This is a genomic window from Streptomyces sp. NPDC093018, assembly GCF_040684035.1.
Taxonomy (GTDB): domain Bacteria; phylum Actinomycetota; class Actinomycetes; order Streptomycetales; family Streptomycetaceae; genus Streptomyces; species Streptomyces murinus.
Map to the genome: position 1 here is coordinate 541,965 of NZ_JBFBFF010000001.1, position 26,061 is coordinate 568,025.

The window sequence follows — 26,061 nt, forward strand, 5'->3', positions numbered from 1 at the left end:
GGGCTTCCGCGCCGGGGCTTCCGCGCTGAGACTCACGTCCCGAGGCTCACCCCAGGTTCCGCGCCCAGTCCTGCGGCACCCGCCCCGCCGGGCCCGGCACCGGCTGATCGGCGGGATGCCCGGCCGGAGGGGCGAGTTCGGGCCCCTCGGCGAACAACTCCCCGGTGGCGAAGTTCCAGAACCACGCCTCGTCCGGCTCGAAGCTGCGGATCACCGGATGCCCGGTGGCCCGGTAGTGCGCGGTGGCGTGCTTGGCGGGCGAGTCGTCGCAGCAGCCGATGTGCCCGCACTGGGCGCAGCGCCGCAGATGGAACCACCACCCGCCCGCCGCCTCGCACTCCAGGCAACCGGTGCCGCTCGGCGAAACGTTCGGTTCGATGCCCTCGACGCCGCTCATACGGCCTCCTCCGTTCGTTCCCCGGCCGAGTCGGCTGATTCGGCCGATTCGGCCCCCTCGGGCTGTTCGGCGGTCAGCGGCAGCAGCACCTGGAAGCGGGTGTCGCCGGGCTCCGAGTCGACCCGCAGCGTGCCGTGGTGCTTGTTGACGACGATCCGCCAGGAGATGTCAAGACCGAGCCCGGTGCCCTCGCCGACCGGCTTGGTGGTGAAGAACGGGTCGAAGATCCGGCCCCTGATCTCCGCCGGGATCCCCGGCCCGGTGTCCCGGAACTCCACCAGCACCCGGTCGTGGTCCCGCGCGGTGCGCACCGTCAGAGTGCCCTCACCTCCCGAACTCCGCATCGCCGAGACCGCGTTGTCGATGAGGTTGGTCCACACCTGGTTCAGCTCCGCCGGGCAGGCGGGCACCGACGGGAGCGTCCGGTCGTACTCCTTGACCACCCGGATGCCGGACCCGAATTTGACCGACAGCATCAGCAGCGTGCTCTCCAGGAGTTCGTGCACGTCCACCGCGCGGTACGGCGCCCGGTCCAGCTGCGCGTACTGCTTGGCCGCGTCCACCAGATGCGAGACACGGGTGGTGGAGTCCTCGATCTCGGTCATCAACAGCTCGGTCTCGACGGTGTAGTTGAGCCAGCCGACCGCGCCCGGCAGGATCTCCTCGTCCACGGCCGCCGCGACCTGCTCCAGCCAGTCGACGTCGAGTCCCGCCTGGACGAAGGTCGGTGCCAGCTGCCAGCCGTCCGCGATGCCATGGTCGTCCAGCCAGTCCCCGAGCAGATCCTCCCGGTCGGCGGCCTCCAGCGGACTGAGCGCCGGGGCCTTCGCCACCCGCTCGGCGGTGCGCTCCTGGATCTCGACCAGGCTCGCCAACGCGTCCCGGGAGAACGGCCCTTCGGCGATCACGGCCAGCTTGCGCCGCATCTTCGCCACCCGCTCCCGCAGCGTGGCGGTGGCCCGCACCGCCGCGGCCGCCGGATTGTTCAGCTCATGGGTGAGCCCCGCCGACAGCGAGCCGAGCGCCAGCAGCCGCTCCCGCTGCCCGACCGCCGCCTGGGTGTTCTTGGACCCGAAGAACAGGCCCTCCAGCAGATGCACCGCCATCGGGAACCACTCGTGCATCACCTCCGCGAACAGGTCGGCCGGCAGCACGAAGAACCGCGTCGGCTCCGTGACCCGCAGCGAGTTGGTGTACACCTGCCGCACCCGGTCGCCCAGATACGCCTGCATCGCGCCGCCGTACACCCCGCGCTGCGAGGTCCGGGCGACCTCCACGTCGTCCCCGCCGACCCGGCGCGAGATCACCGCCGTCCCCTCGACCATCACGAAGAAGCAGGTCGCCGGGTCGCCCTCGGTGTACACCGGGCCCGGCGGGAAGAGCTCCACCCGGCCCTCGGCGCACAGCCGCCCCAACTGCTCGGGGGCGAGCTTCTCGAAGAGGAACAGCGACCGGATCTCTTTCGGGTCGCACGGCATGATCTGCCCGCTCATGACTGCTCCAGATACCGGTGGACGAGCATGACGGCCATCGCGCCCTCGCCGACGGCGGACGCGACGCGCTTCGCGGACTCGGCGCGCGCGTCGCCCGCCACGAACACCCCGGGCACGCTGGTCTCCAGGTGGTACGGCGGCCGGTCCAGCTCCCACCCGGCCGGTGGTGTGCCGTCGGGGGTCAGATCGGGGCCGGCCAGGATGAAGCCGCGCTCGTCGCGCAGCACGCCCTCGCCGAGCCAGTCGGTCAGCGGGGCCGCGCCGATGAACACGAACATCCACTGGGCGTCGACCCGTTCGGTCTCCCCGGTCCCGGTATGACGCAGCGTCAGCTGCTCCAGATGCCCCGCGCCATGGGCCGCGTCCACCACCGTGCGGCAGCGCACCTCGATGTTCGGCGCCTCAGTGATCTGCTGGATCAGGTAGTACGACATCGACGCCGACAGATCCGCGCCGCGCACCAGCAGCGTCACCGACTTGGCACCCCGGGCGAGGTACATCGCCGCCTGGCCCGCCGAGTTGGCGCCGCCGACGACATAGACGTCCTGGCCCTGGCAGCCGGCCGCCTCGGTCAGCGCCGAACCGTAGTACACCCCGCAGCCGGTCAGATCCGTGCAGCCCTCGGCCTCAAGCTGCCGGTACTGCACGCCGGTCGCCAGGATCACGCTGTGCGCGGCGATCGCCGTGCCGTCCGCGAACCGTACGACCCGGGCGGCGCCGCCCGTCTCCAGGGCCGTCACCTCGCGCGCGGTCAGGATCTCGGCGCCGAACCGGCCCGCCTGCCGCCGCGCCCGGTCGGTGAGCTGGGCGCCGGAGACGCCGTCCGGGAAGCCCAGGTAGTTCTCGATCCGGGAACTCTGCCCGGCCTGCCCGCCGGTCGCCGAGCGCTCCACCAGCACCGTGCGCAGCCCCTCCGAGGCCCCGTAGACGGCCGCGCCGAGCCCGGCCGGGCCGCCGCCGATCACCACCAGGTCGTAGAAGTCGGCCGTCGGCGTCGTGGCCAGGCCCACCCGCGCGGCCAGTTCGGGCGCCTCGGGCTCGACCAGCGCCGAGCCGTCCGGGGTGACCACCACCGGCAGCCGCTGCCCGTCCTGCCCGGCCGCCGCCAGCAGCCGCCGCCCCTCCGGCTCCTCCACCGAGTACCAGCGGTAGGGCACCTGGTTGCGGGCCAGGAACTCCCGCACGGCCGAGGACGGCGCCGACCAGCGGTGCCCCACCACCTTGGTGCTCGGCACCGGCTTGTGATCGCCGGCCCGCCACGCCGTCAGAAGATCGTCCAGCACCGGGTAGAGCTTCTCCTCCGGCGGATCCCACGGCTTGAGCAGATAATGATCGAGGTCCACCACATTGATCGCGTCGATCGCCGCGTTGGTGTCCGCGTACGCGGTCAGCAGCACCCGCCGCGCCCCCGGATACACATCGAGCGCCTGTTCAAGGAACTCGATGCCGTTCATCTGCGGCATCCGGTAGTCGGCCAGGATCACCGCCACCAGATCACCGCGCAGCTTCAGCTCCCGCAGCGCCTCCAGCGCGGACGGCCCGGACTCCGCGCGCACGATCCGGTACGAGGCTCCGTAGCGGCGTCTGAGATCACGGGCGACGGCGCGGGAGACCCCCGGGTCGTCGTCCACGGTCAGGATGACGGTCCGCGCCGCGTCGGCGGCCGGAGCCGACGGGGCCGGTGTCCTGGGCGCGGCCTGTGTCATGGATCTCCCACCCCGAGCGCCGGAATCCCGAGGCGCGGTGGCACGGGCGCCACCGCACCGGTACGCGCCCATCGTATGTTCGATCGCCCGGCTTCGCCCCGGCGTCCGGGTCCGCCGAACGACGCGGAGGGCCGGGGTCCGGCCGGGGCACACCGTGTCCGATAGTGGGCATCAGCAGCATGAACGGTCGGTACGACGAGGAGGCCACGGATGACACGGGCGATCACGGCAGGGCTCGACGGCACGGAGGAGAGCCTGGCCGCGCTGGACTGGGCGGCCAGGGAGGCCGTACGCCGGGGGCTGCCCCTGCGGGTCCTGCACGCGTGGCACCACGCCGAGAAGCTCGCCGGGTCCGACCGCGACACCCAGCGGGGGTGGGCCGAGGAGGGCGTCGCACAGGCGGTGCGCGAGGTCGCCGAGCGGCATCCGGAGCTCACGGTGAGCGTCGACGTGGTCGAGGAGGACGCCGCCCCGGCGCTGGGCCGCGCGGCGCGGGACGCGGAGATGCTGGTGCTGGGCTCGCGCGGGCACGGGCCGGTGGTCGGCTTCCTGCTGGGGTCGGTGGGCCAGCATGTGATCGCCGAGGCCACCCGGCCCGTGGTGCTGGTGCGCGCCGGGGACCGCCCCGCCCTGGAGGCCGCCGGGCGCGAGGTGGTGGTCGGCCAGCACGGCGACGCCGAGGACAGCGCGGCCGCGCTGCGCTTCGCCTTCGAGACGGCCGCGGCCCGCGGCGCCACCGTGCGTGCCGTACGGGCCTGGACCCTGCCGCCGGTCTTCGCCTACAGCCCCGGCTCGCTCAGGCTGCTGGACGAGGCCGGGGGCCTGGAGCCGTACGAGAAGCAGGCGCTGGCCGACGCGCTGCGGCCCTGGCGCGAGCGGTTCCCCGGGGTGCCGGTGGCCGAGCAGGTGGAGATGGGCAGCGCGGGACAGGTGCTGCTGTCGCTCGTCGGCCGCGCCCAGCTGATGGTCGTCGGCCGCCGGGCCCGCCGCACCGCCGTGGGCGCCCGCATCGGCTCGGTCGCGCACGGGGTGCTGCACCACGCGGACTGCCCGGTGGCGGTGGTCCCGCACGACTGACCGGCGTCAACTCGCCTTCGGCGTACGGGATTTGCGGGTGGCCCGGTCCCGGGCCTGTTCGGCGGCGGCGCGCACCGCGCCCCGGTGGACCGGGCCGTGACCGGGCAGCAGGGTGTCGCCGTCGAGCGCCGCGATCAGATCGAGGGAGGCCACGACCCGGCCGCGGTCGTGGTCGAAGAGGCCGGGCAGCAGCTGCGGCCCCTTGGTCCAGGAGACGGCGTGCCCGCTGACCAGGGCGTCCCCGGAGATCACGATGCCGGTCGCGGGCAGATGGTAGACGCAGTGCCCGTCGGTGTGGCCGGGGGTGTGCACGGGAACCGGGCGGCCCGGCAGGTCGAGCGCGCCCTCGCCGGGGAACGGCTCGGGCGCGGTGACCGGGTTGTGCTCCATGCCGCCCGCCTTGATGACATGCGCGGCCCAGGGCAGCATGCCCGGCCGCCAGACGTTGCGGACGACATCGCCGAGGGTGGCCTGGTGCAGGAACTCCCGCCGGGCGTGCGGGACTTCGGCCGGGTGGAGGTAGACGGGCGTGCCGTAGGCCGAGCGCAGGTACTCGGCCGAACCCAGATGGTCGTTGTGCGCGTGGGTGATCAGCACCGCGGAGACCGCCTCGGGCGAACCGCCCACCGCCGCAAGGGACTCCAGGATTCCCGGCCGGTCCCCGGGATACCCCGTGTCGATCAGGGTGAGGTCGTCCCCGTCCTTCAGGATCACCCAGTTGACGTTGTTGCCGTGCACCAGGTAGGTGCCGTCGGCGACTTGATGTACCTCTGCCCGCATGGTTTCTCCGCGCCCGAGTGCCAGTGATCTTCGGGGGGACAGCCAACCAGATCCGCCACCGTGCGGCGCAAGGGGGCGGCGAGATGGCTCAGCGCACGCCGTGCGGGCGGAACTGCACGCTGATCCGAGGCCCCGCCGCCCGTGCCGTCTTGGGCACGCAGTGCTCCCAGGTGCGCTGGCAGGAGCCGCCCATCACGATCAGATCGCCGTGCCCGAGCGGCCGCCGTACCGTCCCGCCGCCCCCGCCGGCCGGGCGCAGCAGCAGATCGCGGGGCTCGCCCACGGAGAGGATCGCGACCATGGTGTCCTCGCGGGCGCCCTTCCCGATCCGGTCGCCGTGCCAGGCCACGCTGTCCCGGCCGTCGCGGTAGTAGCACAGCCCGGCGGTGGTGAACGGCTCGCCCAGCTCCTTCGCGTAATGCCGGGACAGGGCGGCGCGAGCCTCGTCCAGGACGGGGTGGGGGAGCGGGTCCGCGGCGCCGTAGAAGGCCAGCAGGCGGGGTACGGCGACGACGTTGTCGTACATCTTCCGCCGCTCCGCGCGCCAGGGGACCTCCGCCGCGAGCCGTTCGAACAGGGCGTCGGCGCCGGTCAGCCAGCCGGGCAGGACATCGATCCAGGCACCGGCGCCGAGCACGGTCCGGCGCAGCCCGCGCAGGGCGCCCAGGCGCAGCTCGTCGGTCTGGTCGAACAGGGAGCCCTGGAGGTGCGTGGCCATGGGGCCAGCGTAACTCGTATTCGAAAATACGTTCCAATATGATCACCGGCCCGGGTCGGCCCGGCCCGGGTCGGCTCGCCGAGGTCTTTCGATACATCGGCGTATCCGATACATTCATGTATCGAACGGAGGTGCCGTCATGGTCACGCAGGACACCGCCAAACGCGTCACCCGGCGCCGCGCTGAGACCCGTGCCCGGCTGCTCGACGCCGCGTTCGGGGTGTTCGCCGCCAAGGGGTTCGGGCGGGTCTCCATCGAGGAGGTCTGCGAGGCGGCCGGGTACAGCCGGGGCGCCTTCTACTCGAACTTCGCCACCCTGGACGAGCTGTTCTTCGCCCTCTACCAGGAGCGCGCCGACCTCATCGCCGCCCAGGTCGCGGACGCCCTCGCCGAGGACGGCCCCGGCCTCGACGTACCGGCCGCCGTGGACCGCGTCACCGAGGTGCTGCTGCTCGACGTGGACTGGCTGCTGGTGAAGACCGACTTCCTGGTGCACGCGGCCCGCGACCCGGAGGTCGCCCGCGCCCTGCTCGGCCACCGCGCCCGGCTCCGGGAGGCCGTCGCCGACCGCCTCTTCCGGGCCCGGGGTCACACCGAACTCCCCGCCGTGCTCGGCGACACGGCCGGCGCCGCGCACGCCGTGGTCGCTGCCTACGACGGCGTCACCACCCAGCTGCTGCTGGACAGGGACGTCGAGCACGCGCGGAGCTGGCTCAAGCAGCTGCTCACCGCGCTGCTCACGGACGGCGGCGGCGCGCCGGCCGCTGCCTCGACAACGCACTGACCCCTCGACAACGCACTGACCCCTCGACAACGAACCGACCCCTCGACAACGCACTGAGGAAGGAAACTCCACGCCATGGACGCGGACGTCATCGTCGTCGGAGCGGGCCTCGCCGGTCTGGTCGCGGCTCATGAACTCAACCGCCAGGGACGCCGGGTGGCCCTGGTCGACCAGGAGAACGCCGCCAACCTCGGCGGCCAGGCCTACTGGTCCTTCGGCGGCCTCTTCCTCGTGGACTCGCCCGAACAGCGCCGCATCGGCATCAAGGACTCCTTCGAACTGGCCTGGAGCGACTGGCGCGGCAGCGCGCGCTTCGACCGGATCGAGGACGAGGACTCCTGGGCGGTGCGCTGGGCCCGCGCCTATGTGGAGTTCGCGGCCGGCGAGAAGCGGTCCTGGCTCCAGGGGCACGGCATCGACCTGCTGCCCACCGTCGGCTGGGCCGAGCGCGGCGACCTCAGGGCCGACGGGCACGGCAACTCCGTGCCCCGCTTCCACATCGCCTGGGGCACCGGCACCGGAGTGGTCGAGCCGTTCGTACGGTACGCCCGGGGGGCCGCCCGGGACGGACTGCTGACCTTCTACCACCGCCACCAGGTGGACGACCTGATCATCGAGGACGGCACCGCGCGGGGCGTGCGCGGCACGGTGCTCGCCCCCGACGACGCCCCGCGCGGCGTCGCCTCGAACCGCGAGCGCGTCGGCGACTTCGAACTCACCGCCCAGGCCGTCGTCGTCACCACCGGCGGCATCGGCGCCGACCACGACATCGTGCGCCGCTACTGGCCCGAGCGGCTCGGCACGCCCCCCGCCCAGATGGTCACCGGCGTCCCCGCCCATGTGGACGGCCGCATGCTCGACATCAGCGCGGCGGCGGGCGTCCGCCTGGTCAACCGCGACCGGATGTGGCACTACACGGAGGGGCTCAAGAACTGGGACCCCGTCTGGCCCGGCCACGGCATCCGCATCCTGCCCGGCCCCTCCTCCATCTGGCTCGACGCCCTCGGCCGCCGGCTGCCCGACCCCTGCCTGCCCGGCTACGACACCCTCAGCACGCTCAAGTACCTGCGCACCACCGAGGACATCGCGGGCTACGACCACTCCTGGTTCATCCTCACCCGGAAGATCATCGAGAAGGAGTTCGCGCTCTCCGGCTCCGAACAGAACCCCGACATCACCGCCAAGGACCGCAGGGCCGTGGTGCGCAACCGGCTCGTCGGCAAGGGCGCGCCCGCACCGGTGCAGGCGTTCCTCGACAAGGGCGCCGACTTCGTGACGGCGGACAGCCTGGAGCGGCTGGTCGAGAAGATGAACGGCCTCGCCGGGAAGCCGCTGCTGGACGCGGCCGAGGTGCGCCGGCAGATCGAGGCCCGCGATCTCCAGATGGCCAACCCGTACAGCAAGGACTCCCAGGTCCAGGGCATCCGCAACGCCCGCCGCTACCTCGGCGACCGGCTCGGCCGGGTGGCCGCGCCGCACCGCCTCCTGGACCCGGCCGCGGGCCCGCTGATCGGCGTACGGATGCATGTGCTGACCCGCAAGACGCTCGGCGGCATCCAGACCGACCTCGACTCACGCGCCCTCGGCGCAGGCGGGGCGCCGATCGAGGGGCTGTACGCGGCCGGTGAGGTGGCCGGGTTCGGCGGTGGCGGGGTGCACGGCTACAACTCCCTGGAGGGCACCTTCCTCGGCGGCTGCCTCTTCTCGGGTCGCGCCGCGGGCCGGCACGCGGCCCGGCACACCGGCTGAGCTCAGCCGCCGAGCAGCTCCAGGAGCACCTGGGCATGGCTGCGCTCCGGTGTCTTCGTCGCCGTCAGCAGGGTCACCGGGCCCTTACGGACCGACTCCCGCAGGCCGTCGAGCAGCCCGGCGGCCTCGGGGGCGTCCAGCTCCGCCTCGTACCGGGCACGGAACTCCTCGTACGACCCGCCGCCGTGGAACCAGGTGCGCAGCTCCGCCGAGGGGGTGAGCCCCTTGGGCCACTCGTCCACGTGTGCGGCCTCCTTGGCCACGCCCCGCGGCCACAGCCGGTCGACCAGGACCCGCAGTCCGTCGTCGGGCTCGGGCGATTCATAGATCCGGCGCACGCGCACGCTCACGATCGGGCCCTTCCTCCACCTCGGCGGCCACTTCCGGCGAGCGTACTGCGCGGGCCACGGGGGCGCCGGTCGGCGGCCCGGACCCCGTCCTTCGGTGTGCGGCTCCGGTCCACCCCCGCCGAGCAGCGATCCGGCCACCAGGTGGCCAGAATGAAAGGGGAGACCCGAAGACACCGGCGCCTCTAGTCTGTGGGCCAGCCGACCACCTTCCGAGGAGCGCACGTGACGTCACCCCGCAGACAGCCCGCACGCCGTCGTACCACGGTCCTCGGCCGCAGGGCGGTGCTCGCCACCGTGCCCGTCGCCGTGGCCGCGCTCGTCGGTGCCGCAGGACCGGCCGGCGCGGGCACCACCGGCGCGGCCGGCGCGGGCGACCCCTACTTCCCGCTCAGCGGCAACGGCGGGTACCACGTGCGCCACTACGACCTGACGCTGCGCTACCAGAGCGACGGCCGCCTGGACGGCACCGCGGTCCTCACCGCCCGCGCCACCCAGCCGCTCACCCGCTTCGACCTGGACCTCAAGGGACTGACGGTCGGCGGCGTCAAGGTCGACCGCACCGCCGCGGGCGTCAAGCGCTCCGGCCAGGAACTCGTCATCACCCCGCGCCACGCCCTGCGCGCGGGCCAGGACTTCAAGGTCACCGTCACCTACCACGGCACGCCCAAGCCCGTCACCGACCCCGACGGCTCGGCGGACGGCTGGATCCCCACCGACGACGGCGCGTTCGTCGCCAATGAGCCCCAGGGCGCCATGACCTGGTTCCCGGCGAACGCCCACCCCAAGGACAAGTCGTCGTACGACTTCACGATCACCGTGCCCAAGGGCCGTACCGCCGTCGCCAACGGGGACCTGCTCGGACAGCGCACCGTCAAGGACGAGACCACCTTCCGCTGGCGCGAGAGCCGGCCCATGGCCGCCTACCTCGCCACCGCCACCATCGGCGACTTCAAGGTCACGCGGTACACCACCCGTGACGGCATCCGGGTCTACGACGCCGTCGACCCCCGCGAGGCCAAGGCCGCGACCCCGGTGCTCAAGCAGCTGCCCTCGGTCCTGGAGTGGGAGAGCAAGCTGTTCGGGCCCTACCCGTTCACGTCCGCCGGAGCCATCGTGGACCACGCGAAGGTCGGCTACGCCCTGGAGACGCAGACCCGCCCGCTCTACGACTCCGCGCCCGACATCCTCACCCTCGTGCACGAGAGCGCCCACCAGTGGTTCGGCGACTCGGTGTCGCTGACCTCCTGGAAGGACATCTGGCTCAACGAGGGCTTCGCGACCTACGCCGAGTGGCTCTACTCCGAGCAGCACGGCGGCGCGAGCGCCCAGAAGACCTTCGACGAGCTCTACGCCCGCCCGGCGGGCAACGAGCTGTGGGCCTACCCGCCCGGCGACCCGGGCAGCGGCGAGAACATCTTCGGCACTCCCGTCTACGACCGCGGCGCCATGGCCCTGCACGAGCTGCGCAAGGCGGTCGGCGACCGGGAGTTCTTCGCGATCCTGCGCGCCTGGGCCGCCGAGCACCGGGACGGACACGGCACCACCGCGCAGTTCGTCCGGCTCGCCGAGAAGAAGTCCGGAAAGCCGCTGGACTCCCTCTTCCACACCTGGCTGTTCACGAAGGGCAAGCCGAACAAGGCCTGAGTTCTTACCAATTCCACATAACTGTCGGCCAAGCTCGACAGCATGATCAACCGCAGAACCGCTCTTCCCCTCCTCGCCTCCCCGCTGCTGCTCACCGGCTGCGGCGGGAGCGGCGGGGAGGCCGGGCACCGGACGCCGCCCACCCGGCCCGCGCCCGCGACCGGCACCACCTCGCAGGCCGAACAGGCTCCCCGCGGCATACCCGGGCTCGGCCCCACCCGGACCGCGGCGATACCGGAGCAGTGCACCCAGGCCGTCGTCGCCACCGGGCGCGGGCCCAACTCCCCCCAGTGCACGGTCGTCCTGCACCAGCGCACCGCCGACGGCTGGCAGCCGGGCCCGAGTTGGCCGGCCCACAACGCGCTGCACGGCTGGAGCTCCCACCACATGCTGGGCGACCTGCGCTCCCCGCTCGGCGTGTACACCCTCTCCGACGCCGGGGGACTGCTGCCCGATCCCGGCAGCAGACTGCCGTACCACGAGTCCGCCGGATTCCGCTCGCCCGGCACCGGCTTCGAGGGCGAACCCCTGGACGGCTGCTTCGACTACGTCATCGCCATCGACTACAACCGCAGGCCCGGTACCTCCCCGCTGGACTGGACCCGCCCCCTCGGCCCCAAGCGCGGCGGAGGAGTGTGGCTGCACGTCGACCACGGCGGCCCCACCCATGGCTGCGTCAGCGTCGCCAAGGCCCATATGAAGGACCTGCTGCGCACCCTCGACCCGGCCCGGCATCCGATCGTCGCGATGGGGTACGCCGACTGGCTCGCGGTCTGAGCCGTTTAGGATCCGCAACTGTGTGCGCACATGTGCTGGTCGCCGAGGACGACGAGAAGCAGGCCGAACTGATCCGTCGCTCCCTGCTGGCCGAGGGACACATCGCGACGGTGGTGCACGACGGCGCGGCCGCGCTCGCCACGGCCCGCCGGCTGCGGCCCGACCTCCTCGTCCTCGACCTGATGCTGCCGGTCCTCGACGGCTTCGGCGTCTGCCGTGAACTGCGCGGCGACGACGGTGAGCTGGACGTCCCCGTGGTGATGCTCACCGCCCGCTCCGGCGAGGACGATCTGCTGCTCGGCCTCGAACTGGGCGCCGACGACTACCTCACCAAGCCGTACAGCCCGCGCGAGCTGATGGCCCGCATCCGCACCGTGCTGCGGCGCAGCGGACGGGGCACCGGCGCGCGTGGCGACGACCCGGCGGTGCGGGCCGCCGGGCTCAGCGTCGACCCGGTACGGCACGAAGTGCGCTGCGAGGGCGCGCCGGTGGACGTCACCCCGGCCGAGTTCCAGATCCTGCTGGCGATGGCGGCGGAGCCGGAGCGGGTGTTCACCCGGCGCCAACTCCTCCAGTACACACGGGGATTCGACCGTTCCTCGACCGAACGGGCCGTGGACGTCCACATCATGAACCTGCGCCGCAAGATAGAGGCCGACTCCCGGCGTCCGGTACGGCTGCTCACCGTGTTCGGCGTCGGCTACAAGCTCAGCGGCCGACCGTGAAGTCCCGCACGGGACGGGGGAGTCGGGGGCAGGGCGCCCGGCGCCGGATCCCGCTGCGCAAGCGGCTCCTGGTCCGGCTGCTGTCCGTCTCCGCCCTGATCGCCGTCTGCTCGGTGGCGGCCACCGCCTGGCTCGCGGTGACCACCACCACCAGCGCCCTCAAGGAGGAGCAGGGCCAGGACCTTGCCGCCGACAACAGCATCCTCGCCCAGCTCAGCGGCTACGCGGCCACCCATTCCGACTGGTCCGGGGTCCAGCGCTCGGTACGGGACCTGGCGGAGCGGACCGGCCGGCGGATCGCGCTCACCACCCCCGACCGGGCCCTCGTCGCTGACTCCGCGCCGCGCGGCACCCCGCTGCCGCCCCGGCCCGCCGCGAGCGTCGACCCGCTGCGCACCGACACCTACAGCGAGACCGGCGCCCAGCTCAGCGGCATCGACCCGCGCGCCGTCGGCCCCTACAAGCTGCCCGCGAAGGAAAGCGCCGCACTGGAGTCGCAGGCCACCCGGGACCGGCAGTGCTACGCCCGCTACGGCCTTCGCACCACCGTGCGGCGCACGCCCAGCGGACGTCCCGTGCTCACCGGGTCCGACGGCTCCGACCCGTCCCGCTACGGCGTGGCGGACTGCGGGACCGACGGGCTCGACGCCCCGACGCCCACCGAGACCCGGGCCCTGGACACGCTGTCCGGGCTCGCCCGCCCCTGTCTGCGGCAGGCGGGCCTCGACGTCGGCGGCGGCCCGCTGTTCCTCGCCTTCGACCCGGGGGCCGAGGACCACTTCGGCGGCGGTCCGCTGCTCGCCAAGGTCGCGGGCAAGGACCAGGAGGCCACCGTGCGTACGGCCCAGAGCTGTGTGCTCAGCGCGCGCCGCGCCCAGCTGGAGCCCTATGTCGCCCCGGCCGCCGACCTGTTCCTCGGCATCGGCGACCAGAACCCGTCCCGCTTCGACATATCGCCGGCGAACAAGTCCAAGGTGGTCTCCGCGGCCGGACTGGTCCTCGCCGTCACCGTCGCGGTGACCGCCGCCGTCGCCATCCGGCTGGTACGGCCGCTGCGCGCGCTGACCGAGGCCGCGCAGGCGCCGCCCGAGCGGCATGTCCGGGTGCCCGTGACCACCCGGGACGAGACCGGCATCCTCGCGGAGGCGTTCAACGAACTCACCGAGCGCCGCGAACGCCTGGAGGCCCAGCGCAAGGCCATGGTCAGCGACATCGCGCACGAACTGCGCAGCCCGCTCACCAATATCCGCGGCTGGCTGGAGGTGATGCGCGACGGCGTCGTCGACCCGGACCCGGGCCTGCTGGACTCCCTGCACGAGGAGGCGCTCGTCCTCCAGCGGATCATCGACGACCTCCAGGACCTGGCCGCCGCCGACGCGGGCACCCTGCGCCTGCACCGCGAACCGCTGTCCGCGGGCGAGCTGTTCGACCAGGTCGCCGCCGCCCACCGGGTGGCCGCCGACGCGGCCGGGGTCGCACTGGTGACCGAGGCCGACCCGGCGGTCTGGCTGGACGCCGACCCGGTACGGATGCGGCAGGTGCTCGGCAACCTCGTCTCCAACGCACTGCGGCACACCCCGGCCGGGGGCGCCGTCACCCTACGGGCCCGCCGGGACGACACCGAAGCCGTGCTCACTGTCGCGGACACCGGCGCCGGCATCGCCGCCGAGGACCTGCCGCATGTCTTCGAACGGTTCTGGCGCGCCGAGAAGTCCCGCAGCCGCCGCACCGGAGGCAGCGGCCTCGGCCTCCCGATCGTCCGCCAGCTGCTCGCCGCCCACGGGGGCACGGCACATGCCACGAGCGAGTCCGGCGAGGGCGCGGTGTTCACCCTCCGGCTCCCCGCGACGCGGGCACCGGGGGAGGAGCCGGTCGAGAAGTCGTAGCGCCCTGAGCCTCCTTCAGCCCGAGCGCGGGCGGGAGCGGGCCCGGCGGCGGAGCTTGCGGCGTTCCAGTTCGGTGGTGCCGCCCCAGATGCCGATGCCCTGACCGGTGTCCAACGCCCAGTCGAGGCACTGCTGTTGCACCGGGCACCGCTCGCAGATCTTCTTGGCCCGCTCGGCCTGCACCTGCGCGGGCCCGGTACTGCCGATGGGGAAGAACAAGTCGGGGTCCTCGTAACGGCACTCGGCGTGTTCGCGCCAGTTCTCCATGGAAGTCTCCCGCTCGGATCGGGGTCGTCCGCGCCGCGGCGGACGCGTGTCTCCGAAGCGGGTGACCGGTCGGCGCGGCATGAAACGGCGCCCGCCGACAAGCCAGGGGAATTCGGCCACGGCCCAACGGACTTCGGCCATGACTCACTGGGCTTCGGCCACCCTTCGGTCTCAGCCGCGCAGCGCCCCGGCCGCCGTCGCCGTCACCGCCGCGGCCAGCGCGGCCAGCGCCGGGGAGTCGAGCTTCCACTGCTGCCAGTACAGGGTGACGTCCATCCACTCGCCGGGTGCGAGGAGGGACAGCCGGCCGTCGGCCAGCAGGGGGTGGGCCTGGACCTCCGGGACCATGCCCCAGCCGAGGCCCGCGGCGACGGCGTCGAGGAAGCCCTCCGAGGTGGGCACGTAGTGGCGCAGCGGGGCCGCCGAAGTGCCGCCCAGCCGGCGGACATAGCCGTCCTGGAAATCGTCCTTGCGGTCGAAGACGATCACGGGCTCCGTGGCGAGGGCGTCCGGTAGGGGGCGCCCGGCGACCCGGGTGCGGGCGAACTCCGGTTCCGCTACCGGGAGATAGCGCATCCGGCCGAGCGGCCGCGCCGTGCAGCCGGGCACCGGGTCCGGCGAGGAGGTCACCGCCGCCATCACCAGGCCCTCGCGCAGCAGGACCGCCGTATGCCCCTCGTCCTCGCGGTGCAGCTCGAAGCAGAGCCCCGGCGCCCGGCTCAGCGCGGGCAGGAACCAGGTCGCCAGCGAGTCCGCGTTCACCGCGACCGACACCCGGGTCGGCTCCCCCGCGCCGCTGAGCCCCAGCTCGCCCCACGCGTCCCGCTCCAGCCGGGCGAGCTGACGGGCGTAGCGCACCAGCACCGCGCCCGACTCCGTGGGCCGTACCGGCTTGGTGCGCTGGAGCAGCACCCGCCCGGTGCGCTGTTCGAGGGCCTTGACCCGCTGGCTCACCGCCGACGGCGTCACATGCAGGGCGGCGGCCGCCGCGTCGAAGGTGCCCTCGTCCACCACCGCGAGCAGCGTCCGCACCTGATCCAGGGGAAGGTCCATCACAAGCGCTAAGGATACGTAAGAATCTTTAGCTGTACTTGAGGGGCCGGGTGTCCTTAGTTTCGAGCCATGAACCACACCGCCCTGACCGCCGCGGTCGCCGGCTTCGGCACCGGCCTGTCCCTGATCGTCGCCATCGGTGCCCAGAACGCCTTCGTCCTGCGCCAGGGGGTGCGCCGGGACGCCGTACTCGCCGTGGTCGGCATCTGCGCCCTGTCCGACGCGGTGCTCATCGCGCTCGGCGTGGGCGGCGTCGGCGCCGTCGTGGTGGCCTGGCCGGGCGCGGTCCGGGCGGTCGGCATCGTCGGCGGCGTCTTCCTGCTCTGCTACGGCGCGCTGGCCGCCCGCCGCGTCGTACGGCCCAGCGGGACCGGACTGACCGTGACGGGCGAGGCGGCCGGGTCCCGGCGCCGGGCCGTGCTCACCTGCCTCGCCATGACCTGGCTCAATCCGCATGTCTATCTGGACACCGTCTTCCTGCTGGGCTCGCTCGCCGCCGACCGGGGCCCGCTGCGCTGGACGTTCGGGCTCGGGGCCGCGCTCGCCAGCCTGTGCTGGTTCACCGCGCTCGGCTTCGGCGCCCGGCTGCTCGGCCGCCCTCTGGCCCGGCCCGGCGCCTGGCGCCTCCTGGACGGCCTGGTCGCCCTCACCATGCTCGTCCTGGGTGTCTCCCTGCTCGTCGGAGGCTGAGACAGGTCTCTCGAAGCGAGACGTTCCCCCGCCGGTGCGATGAGATAGTTAGGCTCTCGAATCGAAAAGATGTAACGAGCAACCAGGACATCCGTGAACACCAGCGAGAGCAGTACCGAGACCGGCGACGACGCCCCGGCGGCCGACCCACCGCCCCATCGCGGCTGGCGCCGCTGGGCGATGGACACCCGCCCGCTGCGCATCCCCGCCTACCGGCGCCTGTGGTCCTCGACCATCGTGACCTCCGTCGGCAGCCAGCTCACCGCCGTCGCCGTGCCCAAGCAGATCTACGACATCACGCACTCCTCCGCCTGGGTCGGCTACGCCAGCCTCGCCGGGCTCGTGCCCATGGTGCTGTTCGCGCTGTGGGGCGGCGCGGTCGCGGACACCGTGGACCGGCGCAAGCTGCTGCTGTGGACCAACATCGGGATCGCGGTCACCTCGCTGCTGTTCTGGGCGCAGGCCGTCACCGAGCTGGACTCCGTCGTGGTCCTGATGGTGCTGCTCGCGCTCCAGCAGGCGTTCTTCGGCCTCAACTCCCCGGCCCGCAGCGCCTCCATCGCCCGGCTGGTCCCGGTCAGGGAACTGCCCGCGGCCAACGCGCTCAGCTCCACCGTGATGCAGACCGGCCTGGTGGCGGGCCCGCTGCTCGCCGGTGTGCTCATCCCGGTCATCGGCCTGCCCGAGCTGTACCTCATCGACGCCCTCGCGCTGTGCGTCACCGTGTGGGCCGTCTTCCGGCTGCCCGCGCTGCCCCCGCTCGGCGACGCCCCCACGCGCCGCGCCGGGGTGCGCGAGATAGCCGAGGGTTTCCGCTACATATCCCGGCACAAGGTGCTGCTGCTGTCCTTCCTCGCCGACATCGTCGCCATGGTGTTCGGCATGCCCCGCGCCCTGTTCCCGCAGCTGGCCGCCCAGACCTACCACTCCTGGGGCGAGGGGCTCGCGCTCGGCGTGCTGTTCGCCGGCATCCCGGTCGGCGCGGTGCTCGGCGGGCTGTTCTCGGGCGCGTTCTCCCGCGCCCGGCGGCACGGCTGGATGGTCATCGGGGCCGTCGTCGCCTGGGGTGTGGCCATCGCCGGGTTCGGGCTCAGCGGCAACCTCTGGCTCGCCCTCGCCTTCCTCGCCGCGGCCGGTGTCGCCGACATGGTCTCGATGGTGTTCCGCGGCGCGATCCTGCTGTCCGCCGCGACCGACGAGATGCGCGGCCGGATGCAGGGCGTGTTCACGGTCGTGGTGGCCGGCGGCCCCCGCCTCGCGGACGTGCTGCACGGCACCGCAGGCGCCGTGTTCGGCCCGCGCGCGGCGGTGGCGGGCGGCGGTGTGCTGGTCGTCGTACTGATGCTGGCCCTGGCGGCGGCGGTGCCGGCGCTGCGGCGCTACCGGATCTGACGGGGCGCGAAGGCCGCCGTGCCCCGCGGGCTACAGCGGGCTGCGGCGGCCCAGCGCGTACTGGTCCATCAGCTTGCCGCGGGTGGTCTCCAGACGGTGGGCGAGGATCTCGGCCACCGAGCGCACCAGGGAGAGCCCGAGCAGCGGGTCCTCCACGCACAGCGCGAGCACGGAGGGCCCGTCGAACTCGTAGGCCCGTACGTTGCTGAAGGCCACCGAGCCGAAGTCCCACTGGTACGGCGGGAAGAGCCAGGACCAGCCGAGCAGGTCGCCCGCGCCCAGCGTGGCCACGGTCACCCGCTGCCGCGAGGTGACCTGCTGATCCAGATGGACCGCGCCCGAGCGGATCACCCAGAACCGGTCGGCCGTGCCGCCCGCCTCGAAGATGCGGCTGTCCTCCGCGAAGGACACCTCCTTGGCCAGCTCCATCAGGCGTTCGCGCTGCGCCTGGGGCAGGGCGGTCAGCAGTTTTATCGCTTTGGTCATGGCGCGGGCTCCTCGCCGGCGACGGTTCGGGTGCTGCGGTGCCTCTTCTGTGGGCGGGTACGTTGCGTACCCCTATTTCAGCCGCTGGCGGCGGGCAGGGCACCTCGAAGGAGGCGGATTTCTTCGGAACGGCCGTCGTCCGGGCAGGAAAAAGCCCTGGCTGGACGGGGGAAACCAGCCAGGGCCGCTGAGGGTGATGAGGCAGGCTCCGAGGCCCACGCCGTCATCACGTATGGATGAACGATAAACCATTCAATGTCTGATCCGGTAGTCGGACAGTGGTCCAGGTGACCCGTCTCACGCCGCCTTCCGCCGCCGGATGCTCCACCGGCCGCGGTGATGACTTCCGCACACACGGTGTTTGAGGGCGCCGCTCGCGGTCAGCCGAAGGGGGAGAGAGCGCGACTCCGGCACCGTCCAGGGAGGGCAGGGATGCCAGAAACGTACTCCATGTCCATAGATCAACCCCACCGTCGGCCGCCGCGCCGCCCGGCCGACGCCCGCAGCACCGTACGACGCGTGGTCGCCGAACGCTGCCGGTCCCGTCACCAGCCGCTCGGGCCGGGGGCCATGGACGACGCACTCCTGGTCGCCTCCGAGCTGACCACCAACGCGATCCTGCACGGTGGCGGCATCACCGGCTTCGACGTCGACGTCGACTCCGCCGGTGTCCGCGTCTCGGTGAGCGACCGCAGCACCGAACTCCCGGTCATGCGGACCGCCCCGCCCGACCACTCCCAGCGCCACGGCCGGGGCTGGCCGATCGTCTGCCACCTCGCCCGCGACGTCCGGGTCAGCGAACTGCCCTGCGGCGGCAAACGCATCACCGCGGTGATCCCGCTGGCGTGAGCCGGCCCGAGCACCCCCACTTGTCGCTTGCACACCCCCGTGACCTCGGCTTTCACCCCGCTCACCGGATTCCTTCCGGCAAGGGTGTTTGCCCACCGGGGCGGCGGGCAGACGGAATCTCGTGCTTCGGACCGGAGGCGCAGGCCCAGCGGGTAGATCAACCGCTGGGGCCCCCTCCGGCGGGCCCCGGCATTCCCGCGGCGAACCCTGACAAGCACCGTTCGGGCCGCACGTCGGAATCTCGCTTCCGACCGCGCCCAGACACCACGTTCAGGAGCGATTCCGCATGCTGACCGACATGTCGACAGGCCGTCCCGGCACACCCGACCCCGCCACCCACACCGCACGCCGGAGCCACGACGACGCCCCGGAGACCGCGGAACTGTTCACCCGGCTCGCGGACCTGGAGGAGGGTCCCGAACGCGACGCCGTACGCGATGAACTGGTCGCCGCCTGGCTCCCCATGGCGCACCGCATCGCGGGCCGCTTCCGTGACCGCGGCGAGTCCGTGGAGGACCTGCGCCAGGTGGCCGCGCTGGGCCTGGTGAAGGCCGTCGACCGGTACGACCCCTCGCGCGGCGCGTTCGAGAGCTACGCCGTGCCGACCATCACCGGCGAGGTCAAGCGCCACTTCCGGGACCGGATGTGGGCGCTTCGGGTGCCCCGCCGGGTGCAGGAACTGCGCAACCGGGTGCGCGTGGCCCGCCGCGAGCTGACCCAGAACCCGGGCAGTCCCGAGCCCACCAACGCCGCCCTCGCGGCCCACACCGGACTCACCGAGGAGGAGGTCGCCGCGGGCCTGGAGGCGCTGGAGAGCTTCAGCACGCTGTCGCTGGACGCCGAACTGGCCGGCGGCGACGACGGCTACAGCCTCGCCGACACCCTCGGCGCCACCGACACGTCGTACGACGTCGTGGTCGACCGCGAGGCCGCCAAGGAGGGCCTGCGCCGGCTGCCCGAGCGCGAACGGGCCATCCTCTACATGCGCTTCTTCGAGGACATGACGCAGAGCCGCATCGCCGATCAGCTGGGCATCTCCCAGATGCATGTCTCCCGGCTGATCAGCCGCAGCTGCGCCCGCGTCCGCGACGAGGCGGTGGGCCGCCGCCCCGGTGGCGCCGCATGAGTGCCCGCCGCGTCGACGTCCGCCGGGCGACCCGTCACCGCTTCTTCGCCGGTGACGCCTCCGGCCGCAGCCCGAGGGGGCGGGCGAGACCCGAGACCGCCTCGTCGAGGCGTTGCAGATGCCGCAGCACGCGGTCGGTGACCCGGCCGTAGCGCGGGGTGCGCAGGGTTCCCGGCTCCAGCATCGAGGCGATGCTGGGGCCGGTCTCGATCTCCCCCTCCGCGCGCGGGTCCGCCACCTGCGCGGCGATCGTCTCGATGTTCCGCACGATCCGCGCGCCCGCCCCGCGCAGCCGGGGATCCGCCGCGATCGAGGGGTGCGTGGGCAGCAGTTCCGCCGTCGCCGCGAGGGACCGCCCGTGGTACGCGCAGGTCTCCAGCAGCGCCACCACATAGCGGGCGGTGTTGCGGCGGGCCCGCATCGGGGTGATCGGATGGGTCAGCGGCTGCGTGGCGGAGCGCAGATCGGCCAGCGCCTGGTCCAACTCCCGCGCCTGCTCCACCAGATCGCCGCCGAAGCCGCCACTGAGCTGGTCGACCGCGCCCCGGGTGACCTCCGCGAGCCGGTCGAGAACCGTGACCAGCAGCTCGTTCGTACGGCGGTCCGTGTGGATCGGCAGCACCACCGCGGCCGCGATCACCCCGCAGGCCGCGCCCAGCGCCGTCTCCTCGATCCGCAGCACCAGCACGGCCGCGGTGTAGGTGTTGAGCAGGGTGTACAGCAGTCCCAGCGCGGCCGTCACGAAGAACGACATCAGCGTGTACGACAGCGGCGCGGTGTAGAACATCGCGAACACCAGCAGCAGCACCAGCGCGAACGCCGTCCAGGTGTGGTGTCCGACCAGCCCGGCGAGCCCGATACCGGCGATCACACCGAGCACCGTGCCGAGGAGCCGCCGATAGCCCTTGACCAGGATCTCCCCGGTGGACGCGGTGTTGATGAACACGATCCAGCAGGTCAGCACCGCCCAGTACCAGCGCTGGCTGGACAGCAGCTCGCCGCCGAGGATGGCCAGCGAGGAGCCGACGGCGATCTGCACGGCGGCCCGGGTGGTGGGCCGGCGCAGCCCGCCCGGCTCCGTGTCCTCCGGCTCGGTCTCCTCGCTGACCTCGATCGCGGCGTCCTCCGCGTCCAGCTCCTCGCGTGAGCGGGCGGTGGCGGGGGAGTCCTCGGACTCGTCCTGCGGCCCGTCGAGCGCGAGCCGCAGGCCGAGCGCGGCGCGTGCCGTCTCACCGAGACCGCGGAAGACGTCCTGCACCGCCGGGGCGGCCTGCGGCAGGTTCTCCTCCTCGCGATAGCCGAGCAGCCGGTTGCGCACATGCGCGAGCGCGGTGCCCGCGGCCTCGCCGGCCGGGCGCAGCGCCAGCAGCCGCAGCGCCTTGAGGTCCCGGCGCAGTTCGGCCCTGGCCTCGTCGCGCACCGGCAGCTCGCCGCCCGAGGGCAGCGGGGCGCCCGGCAGATGCAGTGTGAGGGTGTCGGTGCGCTCGGCGCTGCGCGCCGTGAGCAACAGCAGACCGAGCCGCTCGGCGGCGATCTCCGCGTCCGCGATCCGGCGCTGGAGCAGCCGGGCCACCGCCTCGTCGGAGGTGCCGTCCTCCAGCCGGCCCTGGATCAGGAGCGCCGTCTCGTGCAGCCGCGCGGTGCCGGTGCGCAGCTCCTCCAGCACCTTCTCCGCGTCCTCGGGCCCCGCGTCCAGCAGCTCGATCTGAGTGTCGATCAGCTGCGCGAGCCGGGCCCGGAACGCCTGCCGCAGCCGGTCCAGGGTGCCCGCCGGGGTCTGCGGCAGCAGCACGAACCGGGCCAGGGCGGCGCAGCCGAACGCGACCATGACGACGCCGTACAGCTTCGGCAGCAGGGCCGGGGTCGCGTGCACGAACAGCGAGAGGAAGTACGTCTGGAAGCCGATCAGCCCGAGCGCATGGCCGCGGTCGCCGAACCGCCGGCTGTAGACCGCGCTGAACATGAGCGCCACGAAGAACAGGTCACCCGCGACGACGTACTGGCTCAGCAGCGTGCCCAGGGTGACCGAGACGAGCGCCACCGGCAGCCCGATCGCGAGGGTCAGGGCCTGCCGGTGGCGTTGCTTCTCGCGGATCGCGAACGTCGCGACCATCGCCGCGATCGCCCCGGCCACCAGCAGCGGCACCGGGGCGCCCAGCGCGGCGAGCACGGCGAGGGTCAGGGCGATCGAGACGACCGTGCGCAGCCCCGCGGTCAGCCTGAGCAGTCCGGGATCCCATGCCGCGACCCGGTCCCAGATCCTTACCCGCCCCGACCGTCCCGCTGCCCTCACGCCGCCGCGCTCTCCCGTCCGTGAACCCGTGCCAGAAACCGATCTTTGCTCCAGCATCGCACGTGGGTCCGGTTCACCCGCTCTCGGCCGGGGTCGCGGCCGGCAGCGCGTCGGCGGCCCTCGGTGATCCGGGTCACGTCAGGGGCTGTTGACGCCGCTCTCCGCCCGGGCCCGCACCTGCTCCGGCGTCAGATACGAGTCCGTGAACTCGAAGTCCTTCAGCCGGGCGGGCTTGCGGGCCTGGAAGCCGGTGCGCACGAAGTCGTCCCCGGCCAGCGCGTTCAGCGTCCAGTTGGTCATCACCCGGGCCTTGGCCACGCCCGTGCGCAGCGCCGACCAGTGGTAGCCGCGGGCCACCGCCTGCGCCGGCATCCCGCGCAGCTCGATGCCGAGCGGCTTGGACACCGCGTCCTTGCCGCCGAGGTCCACGACCAGGCCCAGATCCTTGTGGTGGTACGGCTGGAGGGGCGCACCGCGCAGGGTCGCGATGACGTTCTCGGCGACCCGCTTGCCCTGGCGCGAGGCGTGCTGCGCGGTCGGCGGGCAGACCGCGCCCTCCTGCTCCTTGGCGAGATCGGGCACGGCGGCCGAGTCGCCGAGCGCGAACACCCCGTCCTGCCCCGGCACGGTCAGCTCGGGATCGACGAGGAGCCGGCCGCGGACCGTCTCCGCGCCCAGCGTGGCGATCAGCGGACTGGCCACCACACCCGCGGTCCAGATCAGAGTGTGCGTCGGCACCACCCGGCCGTCGGTGAAGGTGACCTCCTCCGCACCGGCCTTCTCGATCGATACCCCGAGGGACACGTCGATGCCGCGCCGCCGCAGGATGTCCTGCGCGCTCCGGCCGAGCTTCTCGCCCAGTTCGGGCATCAGCTTGGGCGCGATGTCGATCAGATGCCAGCGGATCAGCCCGGGGTCCAGGCGCGGATAGCGTCGTACCGCGGCGTGCGTGAGCCGTTGGAGGCAGGCGGCGGTCTCGGTGCCGGCGTATCCGCCGCCGACCACCACGAACTGGAGCCGCGCGGCCCGTTCGGCCGGGTCGTCGCTGGCGTCGGCGAGGTCCAGCTGGGAGATGACGTGATCGCGGATGTACGCCGCCTCGGCGAGCGTCTTCATGCCGAAGGCGTGCTCGGTCAGGCCCGGGATGTCGAAGGTGCGGGTCACGCTGCCCGGGGCCAGCACGATGTAGTCGTACGGCTCGTTGACGACCTTGCCGGTGATGGTGCGTACGACACAGACCTTGGCCTTTAGATCCACGCCGATCGCACCGCCCGGCAGGATCCGGGTGCGGTACCGCCTGCTGCGGCGCAGGGAGAGCGCGATCGACTGCGGTGTCAGCACACCGGAGGCGACCTGGGGCAGCAGTGGCAGATAGAGCTGGTAGGAGACGGGCGTCACCAGGGTGACGTCGGCCTCGTCGGGGGCGAGTTTCCGCTCCAGACGGCGGACGCACTCGACTCCGGCGAAGCCGGCGCCGACCACGAGGATCCTGGGTCGTGTCACGGTGTCCATCCCTTTCCGCGGTTGCGGGCGGTGATCCGGCTCGACGCCGTTCGCATACCCCGCAGCGCTGCGCACCAACTCCGATACCACCGCGACCCGGGCCGCTGCGCCAGCCGGGTGCGGCACGCGGTGGAGTAACCGGTCCGTGCCGGGTTACACCTCGCCGCCCTCACCAGGGCAGGAACACATGGATGTCCTTGCCCTCGCCGTGCACCACCACACTGACCTGGCTGCACAGTGTGTGCACCAGATGCCAGCCGATGCCGCCGCCGCCCGTGCGCGGATGGAAGGGCCGGGGCTCCGGCCTGGTGGTGCTGGTGTCGCGCATCGTCACGTGCACCCCGTCGAAGGTGCGTCGCATCCGCAGGTCGAACGGGCCGGGCGCGTACTGGATGACGTTCGCCGCCAGCTCGGTCACCACCAGCAGGATGTCGTCCCAGTACTCGTGCTCGCCGGGCGGCGCGACCCGGGCCAGTGCGCCCAGGAAGTCCTCCGCGGCGAGCCGCGCCTCCGTGACGTTGCGCAGCTCCCCCGCGAAGGAGAACTCACGCTCGTACGTCTCCTCCGAAGGCGGTGTCTCGTCCCCACGCGGCTCCGTCGCCATCTCCGCATCCCCCGGCCTCGGCCACGAGGGGCCCCTGTGCTGCCCCGTGCGGCCAGGACGGTCGTCGTCGCTGATCTCTCGCTGTGCTGCGGGTTCCCACAGCCGGGCCGGATATCCGTCCGACTGATCGCCTCATGGCACGGCCTCACCGGCTGCGAGCAGCCCGTCGCGCGGCGCGAACGGCTCCGCAGGACACCGTAGACCCTGGGACACCCGGCGCGGCACACCGCCCTGTCGGCCGATTCGGCCGCCCGCGGGAAAGACCGGTGAGGTGGGCGCACGCTGGGGACTCGGGGGACATGAGTCCAGACATGAGCCATGTGAGCCCCGATCCGGAACCCGAGAGCACCACCGGACTCGAACCCGGCGGCTCGGTGCCGCCCGGCGAGACCCCGCCCGCGGAGAGCAGCATGCCCCAGGCCGCGGTCCGCGAGCCGGGGGCGACACAGCGCGGCTGGGGGAAGGCGCCGCTGGCGCTGATCCTGGTCCTCGTGGTGTTGTTCGCCGCGTTCTTCCTGGTGTACGCCCTGGTCCTGATCCACTGACCGATCCGGCCCCATCGACATTCCGGTATCGACAGCCCGCCTCGCGGTGGGCCGGGTCACCCCTGCGTGTGCCGCACGCACTCCGTGACGACGTCCCGCAGGGTGCCGCCGCCCTCCACGATCCGCCGCTGCTCGCGCGCGCCGTTGCCGTGCCGGAGCAGATCCTCGATGCCCTTCTCGGCGCGGTCCGTGTCCCCGCAGGCGTCGAGCGCGTCCCCGACCGTGTCGAGCAGTGAGTACAGCACCCGCGCGGCGGGCCGGGGCCGCAGGCTCACGGGGTCGAGCAGCTTCTCTTCGAGCCCCGAACGCGCCGCCTGCCAGGAGGCGAGCCGGAGCAGGCTCACGCTGTGCTCGGGCGCCGGCCGGTCGGCCCGCCAGTCGCGGGCGGCCGTCTCCACCAGGCCCCGGGCCAGGGTCGCGACGAGCAGCGCGGTGTCCGCGGACAGACATACGTCCGAGACCCGCACCTCGACCGTCGGATAGCGCGCGGAGAGCCGCGCGTCGAAGTACACCATCGCCTCGTCCAGGATCACCCCGGTGGCCACCATGTCCGCCACCCGCCGGTGATAGCGCTCGGGCGAGCCGAACAGCTCGGTCGGTCCGGCCGACGGCCAGCGCGACCACACCCGGCTGCGATAGCTCTCGTAGCCGCTGTCATGGCCTTGCCAGAAAGGGGAGTTGGCGCTGATCGCGGTGAGCACCGGGAGCCAGGGCCGCAGCCGGTCCAGCACCGCCGCGCCCTCCTCGTCGGACTCCACCGACACATGCACATGGCAGCCGCAGACCAACTGGTCCCGGGTGCCGATGCCATAGCGCTCGGACAGCCACTGATAGCGCTCGTTCACGGTGAGCGAGGGGCTCACCGGCAGCGGCGAGGTGGCCAGCGCGGCGACCGCGCAGCCGATCTGCCCGGCGTGCCGGGCCGCCTCCTTGCGGCAGCGCACGATCTCGTCGCCGAGGTCCGCCATGTCCGATTGCGGATGGGTGGCGAACTCCAGCATCTGCCCGAACAGTTCCTTCTCGAACACGTCCTGCCCGGGATCGTCCCGGTCGGCCCGCGCGAGCACGGGCGCCGCCAGCGCCTTTGGATCGCCGCTGTCCGGATCGACCAGGAGGAGCTCCTCCTCCACTCCGACGGTGCGCACTCGATGCCGCCTCTCCGCCCTG

General features: G+C 72.8%; 25 protein-coding genes. 12 read left to right on the plus strand and 13 right to left on the minus strand.

Annotated elements, in window-relative coordinates:
• Positions 1-46: 46 nt before the first annotated feature.
• From AB0N90_RS02285 to AB0N90_RS02295, 3 genes are read right to left on the minus strand one after another with little or no spacing between them, the layout of a single operon-like run.
• Positions 47-397: a UBP-type zinc finger domain-containing protein gene (locus AB0N90_RS02285; RefSeq protein ID WP_365192351.1), complete on the minus strand. Its 351-nt coding sequence runs from the start codon at positions 395-397 to the stop codon at positions 47-49.
• Positions 394-1,890 (minus strand): ATP-binding protein, encoded by a 1,497-nt coding sequence (locus AB0N90_RS02290; protein ID WP_365192353.1) that lies wholly within the window; start codon positions 1,888-1,890, stop codon positions 394-396. The genes AB0N90_RS02285 and AB0N90_RS02290 overlap by 4 nt, the downstream gene beginning before the upstream one ends.
• Entirely contained in the window at positions 1,887-3,596 is a 1,710-nt protein-coding gene (locus tag AB0N90_RS02295; RefSeq protein ID WP_365192354.1) for an FAD-dependent oxidoreductase, read from the minus strand. Before AB0N90_RS02295 ends, AB0N90_RS02290 begins: the two co-directional genes overlap by 4 nt.
• Positions 3,597-3,806: 210 nt before the next feature.
• On the opposite strand from AB0N90_RS02295, the gene AB0N90_RS02300 reads away from it, so the two are divergent.
• Positions 3,807-4,673: a universal stress protein gene (locus tag AB0N90_RS02300; RefSeq protein WP_361670230.1), complete on the plus strand. Its 867-nt coding sequence runs from the start codon at positions 3,807-3,809 to the stop codon at positions 4,671-4,673.
• A gap of 6 nt (positions 4,674-4,679) precedes the next feature.
• Here AB0N90_RS02300 and AB0N90_RS02305 read toward each other — a convergent pair whose 3' ends face one another.
• Together AB0N90_RS02305 and AB0N90_RS02310 are read right to left on the minus strand one after the other, a co-directional pair.
• Positions 4,680-5,453: an MBL fold metallo-hydrolase gene (locus AB0N90_RS02305; RefSeq protein WP_365192355.1), complete on the minus strand. Its 774-nt coding sequence runs from the start codon at positions 5,451-5,453 to the stop codon at positions 4,680-4,682.
• Positions 5,454-5,541: 88 nt separating this feature from the next.
• The gene (locus AB0N90_RS02310; protein ID WP_365192356.1) at positions 5,542-6,171 is read right to left on the minus strand and encodes an alpha-ketoglutarate-dependent dioxygenase AlkB; all 630 of its coding nucleotides are present in this window, start codon (positions 6,169-6,171) and stop codon (positions 5,542-5,544) included.
• 139 nt (positions 6,172-6,310) lie between these two features.
• Between AB0N90_RS02310 and AB0N90_RS02315 the strand changes: the two genes are divergently transcribed.
• Together AB0N90_RS02315 and AB0N90_RS02320 are read left to right on the plus strand one after the other, a co-directional pair.
• Entirely contained in the window at positions 6,311-6,955 is a 645-nt protein-coding gene (locus AB0N90_RS02315; RefSeq protein WP_365192358.1) for a helix-turn-helix domain-containing protein, read from the plus strand.
• A 75-nt stretch (positions 6,956-7,030) separates the two neighbouring features.
• Positions 7,031-8,704: an FAD-binding dehydrogenase gene (locus AB0N90_RS02320; protein WP_365192360.1), complete on the plus strand. Its 1,674-nt coding sequence runs from the start codon at positions 7,031-7,033 to the stop codon at positions 8,702-8,704.
• Between the two features lie 2 nt (positions 8,705-8,706).
• Here AB0N90_RS02320 and AB0N90_RS02325 read toward each other — a convergent pair whose 3' ends face one another.
• The gene (locus AB0N90_RS02325; RefSeq protein ID WP_365192361.1) at positions 8,707-9,054 is read right to left on the minus strand and encodes a DUF488 family protein; all 348 of its coding nucleotides are present in this window, start codon (positions 9,052-9,054) and stop codon (positions 8,707-8,709) included.
• Between the two features lie 222 nt (positions 9,055-9,276).
• On the opposite strand from AB0N90_RS02325, the gene AB0N90_RS02330 reads away from it, so the two are divergent.
• The 4 genes from AB0N90_RS02330 to AB0N90_RS02345 are packed head-to-tail and all read left to right on the plus strand — an operon-like array spanning position 9,277 to position 14,086.
• Complete coding sequence (locus AB0N90_RS02330) at positions 9,277-10,698, plus strand: M1 family metallopeptidase (RefSeq protein WP_365192363.1); 1,422 nt, start codon at positions 9,277-9,279, stop codon at positions 10,696-10,698.
• Between the two features lie 42 nt (positions 10,699-10,740).
• The gene (locus AB0N90_RS02335) at positions 10,741-11,475 is read left to right on the plus strand and encodes a L,D-transpeptidase family protein (protein ID WP_365192365.1); all 735 of its coding nucleotides are present in this window, start codon (positions 10,741-10,743) and stop codon (positions 11,473-11,475) included.
• Positions 11,476-11,495: 20 nt separating this feature from the next.
• On the plus strand, positions 11,496-12,200 hold the full coding sequence (locus AB0N90_RS02340; protein WP_361670254.1) for a response regulator transcription factor: 705 nt from the start codon (positions 11,496-11,498) through the stop codon (positions 12,198-12,200).
• Positions 12,197-14,086: a HAMP domain-containing sensor histidine kinase gene (locus AB0N90_RS02345; RefSeq protein WP_365192367.1), complete on the plus strand. Its 1,890-nt coding sequence runs from the start codon at positions 12,197-12,199 to the stop codon at positions 14,084-14,086. Before AB0N90_RS02340 ends, AB0N90_RS02345 begins: the two co-directional genes overlap by 4 nt.
• Positions 14,087-14,101: 15 nt before the next feature.
• Here the strand turns inward: AB0N90_RS02345 and AB0N90_RS02350 are convergent, their stop codons facing one another.
• On the minus strand, positions 14,102-14,353 hold the full coding sequence (locus tag AB0N90_RS02350; RefSeq protein WP_365192369.1) for a WhiB family transcriptional regulator: 252 nt from the start codon (positions 14,351-14,353) through the stop codon (positions 14,102-14,104).
• Between the two features lie 171 nt (positions 14,354-14,524).
• Complete coding sequence (locus AB0N90_RS02355; RefSeq protein ID WP_365192371.1) at positions 14,525-15,406, minus strand: LysR family transcriptional regulator ArgP; 882 nt, start codon at positions 15,404-15,406, stop codon at positions 14,525-14,527.
• Positions 15,407-15,475: 69 nt separating this feature from the next.
• Here AB0N90_RS02355 and AB0N90_RS02360 point away from each other — a divergent pair, with 69 nt between their 5' ends.
• Positions 15,476-16,096, plus strand: coding sequence for a LysE/ArgO family amino acid transporter (locus AB0N90_RS02360; protein WP_365192373.1), 621 nt, complete (start codon positions 15,476-15,478; stop codon positions 16,094-16,096).
• 93 nt (positions 16,097-16,189) lie between these two features.
• Positions 16,190-17,488, plus strand: coding sequence for an MFS transporter (locus AB0N90_RS02365; RefSeq protein ID WP_365192375.1), 1,299 nt, complete (start codon positions 16,190-16,192; stop codon positions 17,486-17,488).
• 30 nt (positions 17,489-17,518) lie between these two features.
• Here the strand turns inward: AB0N90_RS02365 and AB0N90_RS02370 are convergent, their stop codons facing one another.
• A complete protein-coding gene (locus tag AB0N90_RS02370; protein ID WP_365192377.1) occupies positions 17,519-17,974 on the minus strand; it encodes a cyclic nucleotide-binding domain-containing protein in 456 nt (151 codons plus the stop codon).
• 450 nt (positions 17,975-18,424) lie between these two features.
• Between AB0N90_RS02370 and AB0N90_RS02375 the strand changes: the two genes are divergently transcribed.
• Both AB0N90_RS02375 and AB0N90_RS02380 read left to right on the plus strand, forming a co-directional pair.
• Entirely contained in the window at positions 18,425-18,823 is a 399-nt protein-coding gene (locus AB0N90_RS02375) for an ATP-binding protein (protein ID WP_365192379.1), read from the plus strand.
• A gap of 286 nt (positions 18,824-19,109) precedes the next feature.
• Positions 19,110-19,949, plus strand: a complete 840-nt coding sequence (locus AB0N90_RS02380; protein ID WP_361670275.1) for a SigB/SigF/SigG family RNA polymerase sigma factor — start codon at positions 19,110-19,112, stop codon at positions 19,947-19,949.
• Positions 19,950-19,983: 34 nt separating this feature from the next.
• On the opposite strand, the gene AB0N90_RS02385 is transcribed toward AB0N90_RS02380, so the two are convergent.
• The 3 genes from AB0N90_RS02385 to AB0N90_RS02395 form a co-directional block, all read right to left on the minus strand.
• Positions 19,984-22,209, minus strand: coding sequence for an FUSC family protein (locus AB0N90_RS02385; protein ID WP_365192790.1), 2,226 nt, complete (start codon positions 22,207-22,209; stop codon positions 19,984-19,986).
• Positions 22,210-22,380: 171 nt separating this feature from the next.
• A complete protein-coding gene (locus AB0N90_RS02390; RefSeq protein ID WP_361670278.1) occupies positions 22,381-23,754 on the minus strand; it encodes an NAD(P)/FAD-dependent oxidoreductase in 1,374 nt (457 codons plus the stop codon).
• A 160-nt stretch (positions 23,755-23,914) separates the two neighbouring features.
• The gene (locus AB0N90_RS02395) at positions 23,915-24,349 is read right to left on the minus strand and encodes an ATP-binding protein (protein ID WP_365192381.1); all 435 of its coding nucleotides are present in this window, start codon (positions 24,347-24,349) and stop codon (positions 23,915-23,917) included.
• Between the two features lie 311 nt (positions 24,350-24,660).
• On the opposite strand from AB0N90_RS02395, the gene AB0N90_RS02400 reads away from it, so the two are divergent.
• A complete protein-coding gene (locus AB0N90_RS02400; protein WP_037655556.1) occupies positions 24,661-24,894 on the plus strand; it encodes a DUF6480 family protein in 234 nt (77 codons plus the stop codon).
• Positions 24,895-24,950: 56 nt separating this feature from the next.
• Here AB0N90_RS02400 and AB0N90_RS02405 read toward each other — a convergent pair whose 3' ends face one another.
• Complete coding sequence (locus AB0N90_RS02405) at positions 24,951-26,039, minus strand: glutamate--cysteine ligase (RefSeq protein WP_365192383.1); 1,089 nt, start codon at positions 26,037-26,039, stop codon at positions 24,951-24,953.
• Positions 26,040-26,061: the final 22 nt, after the last annotated feature.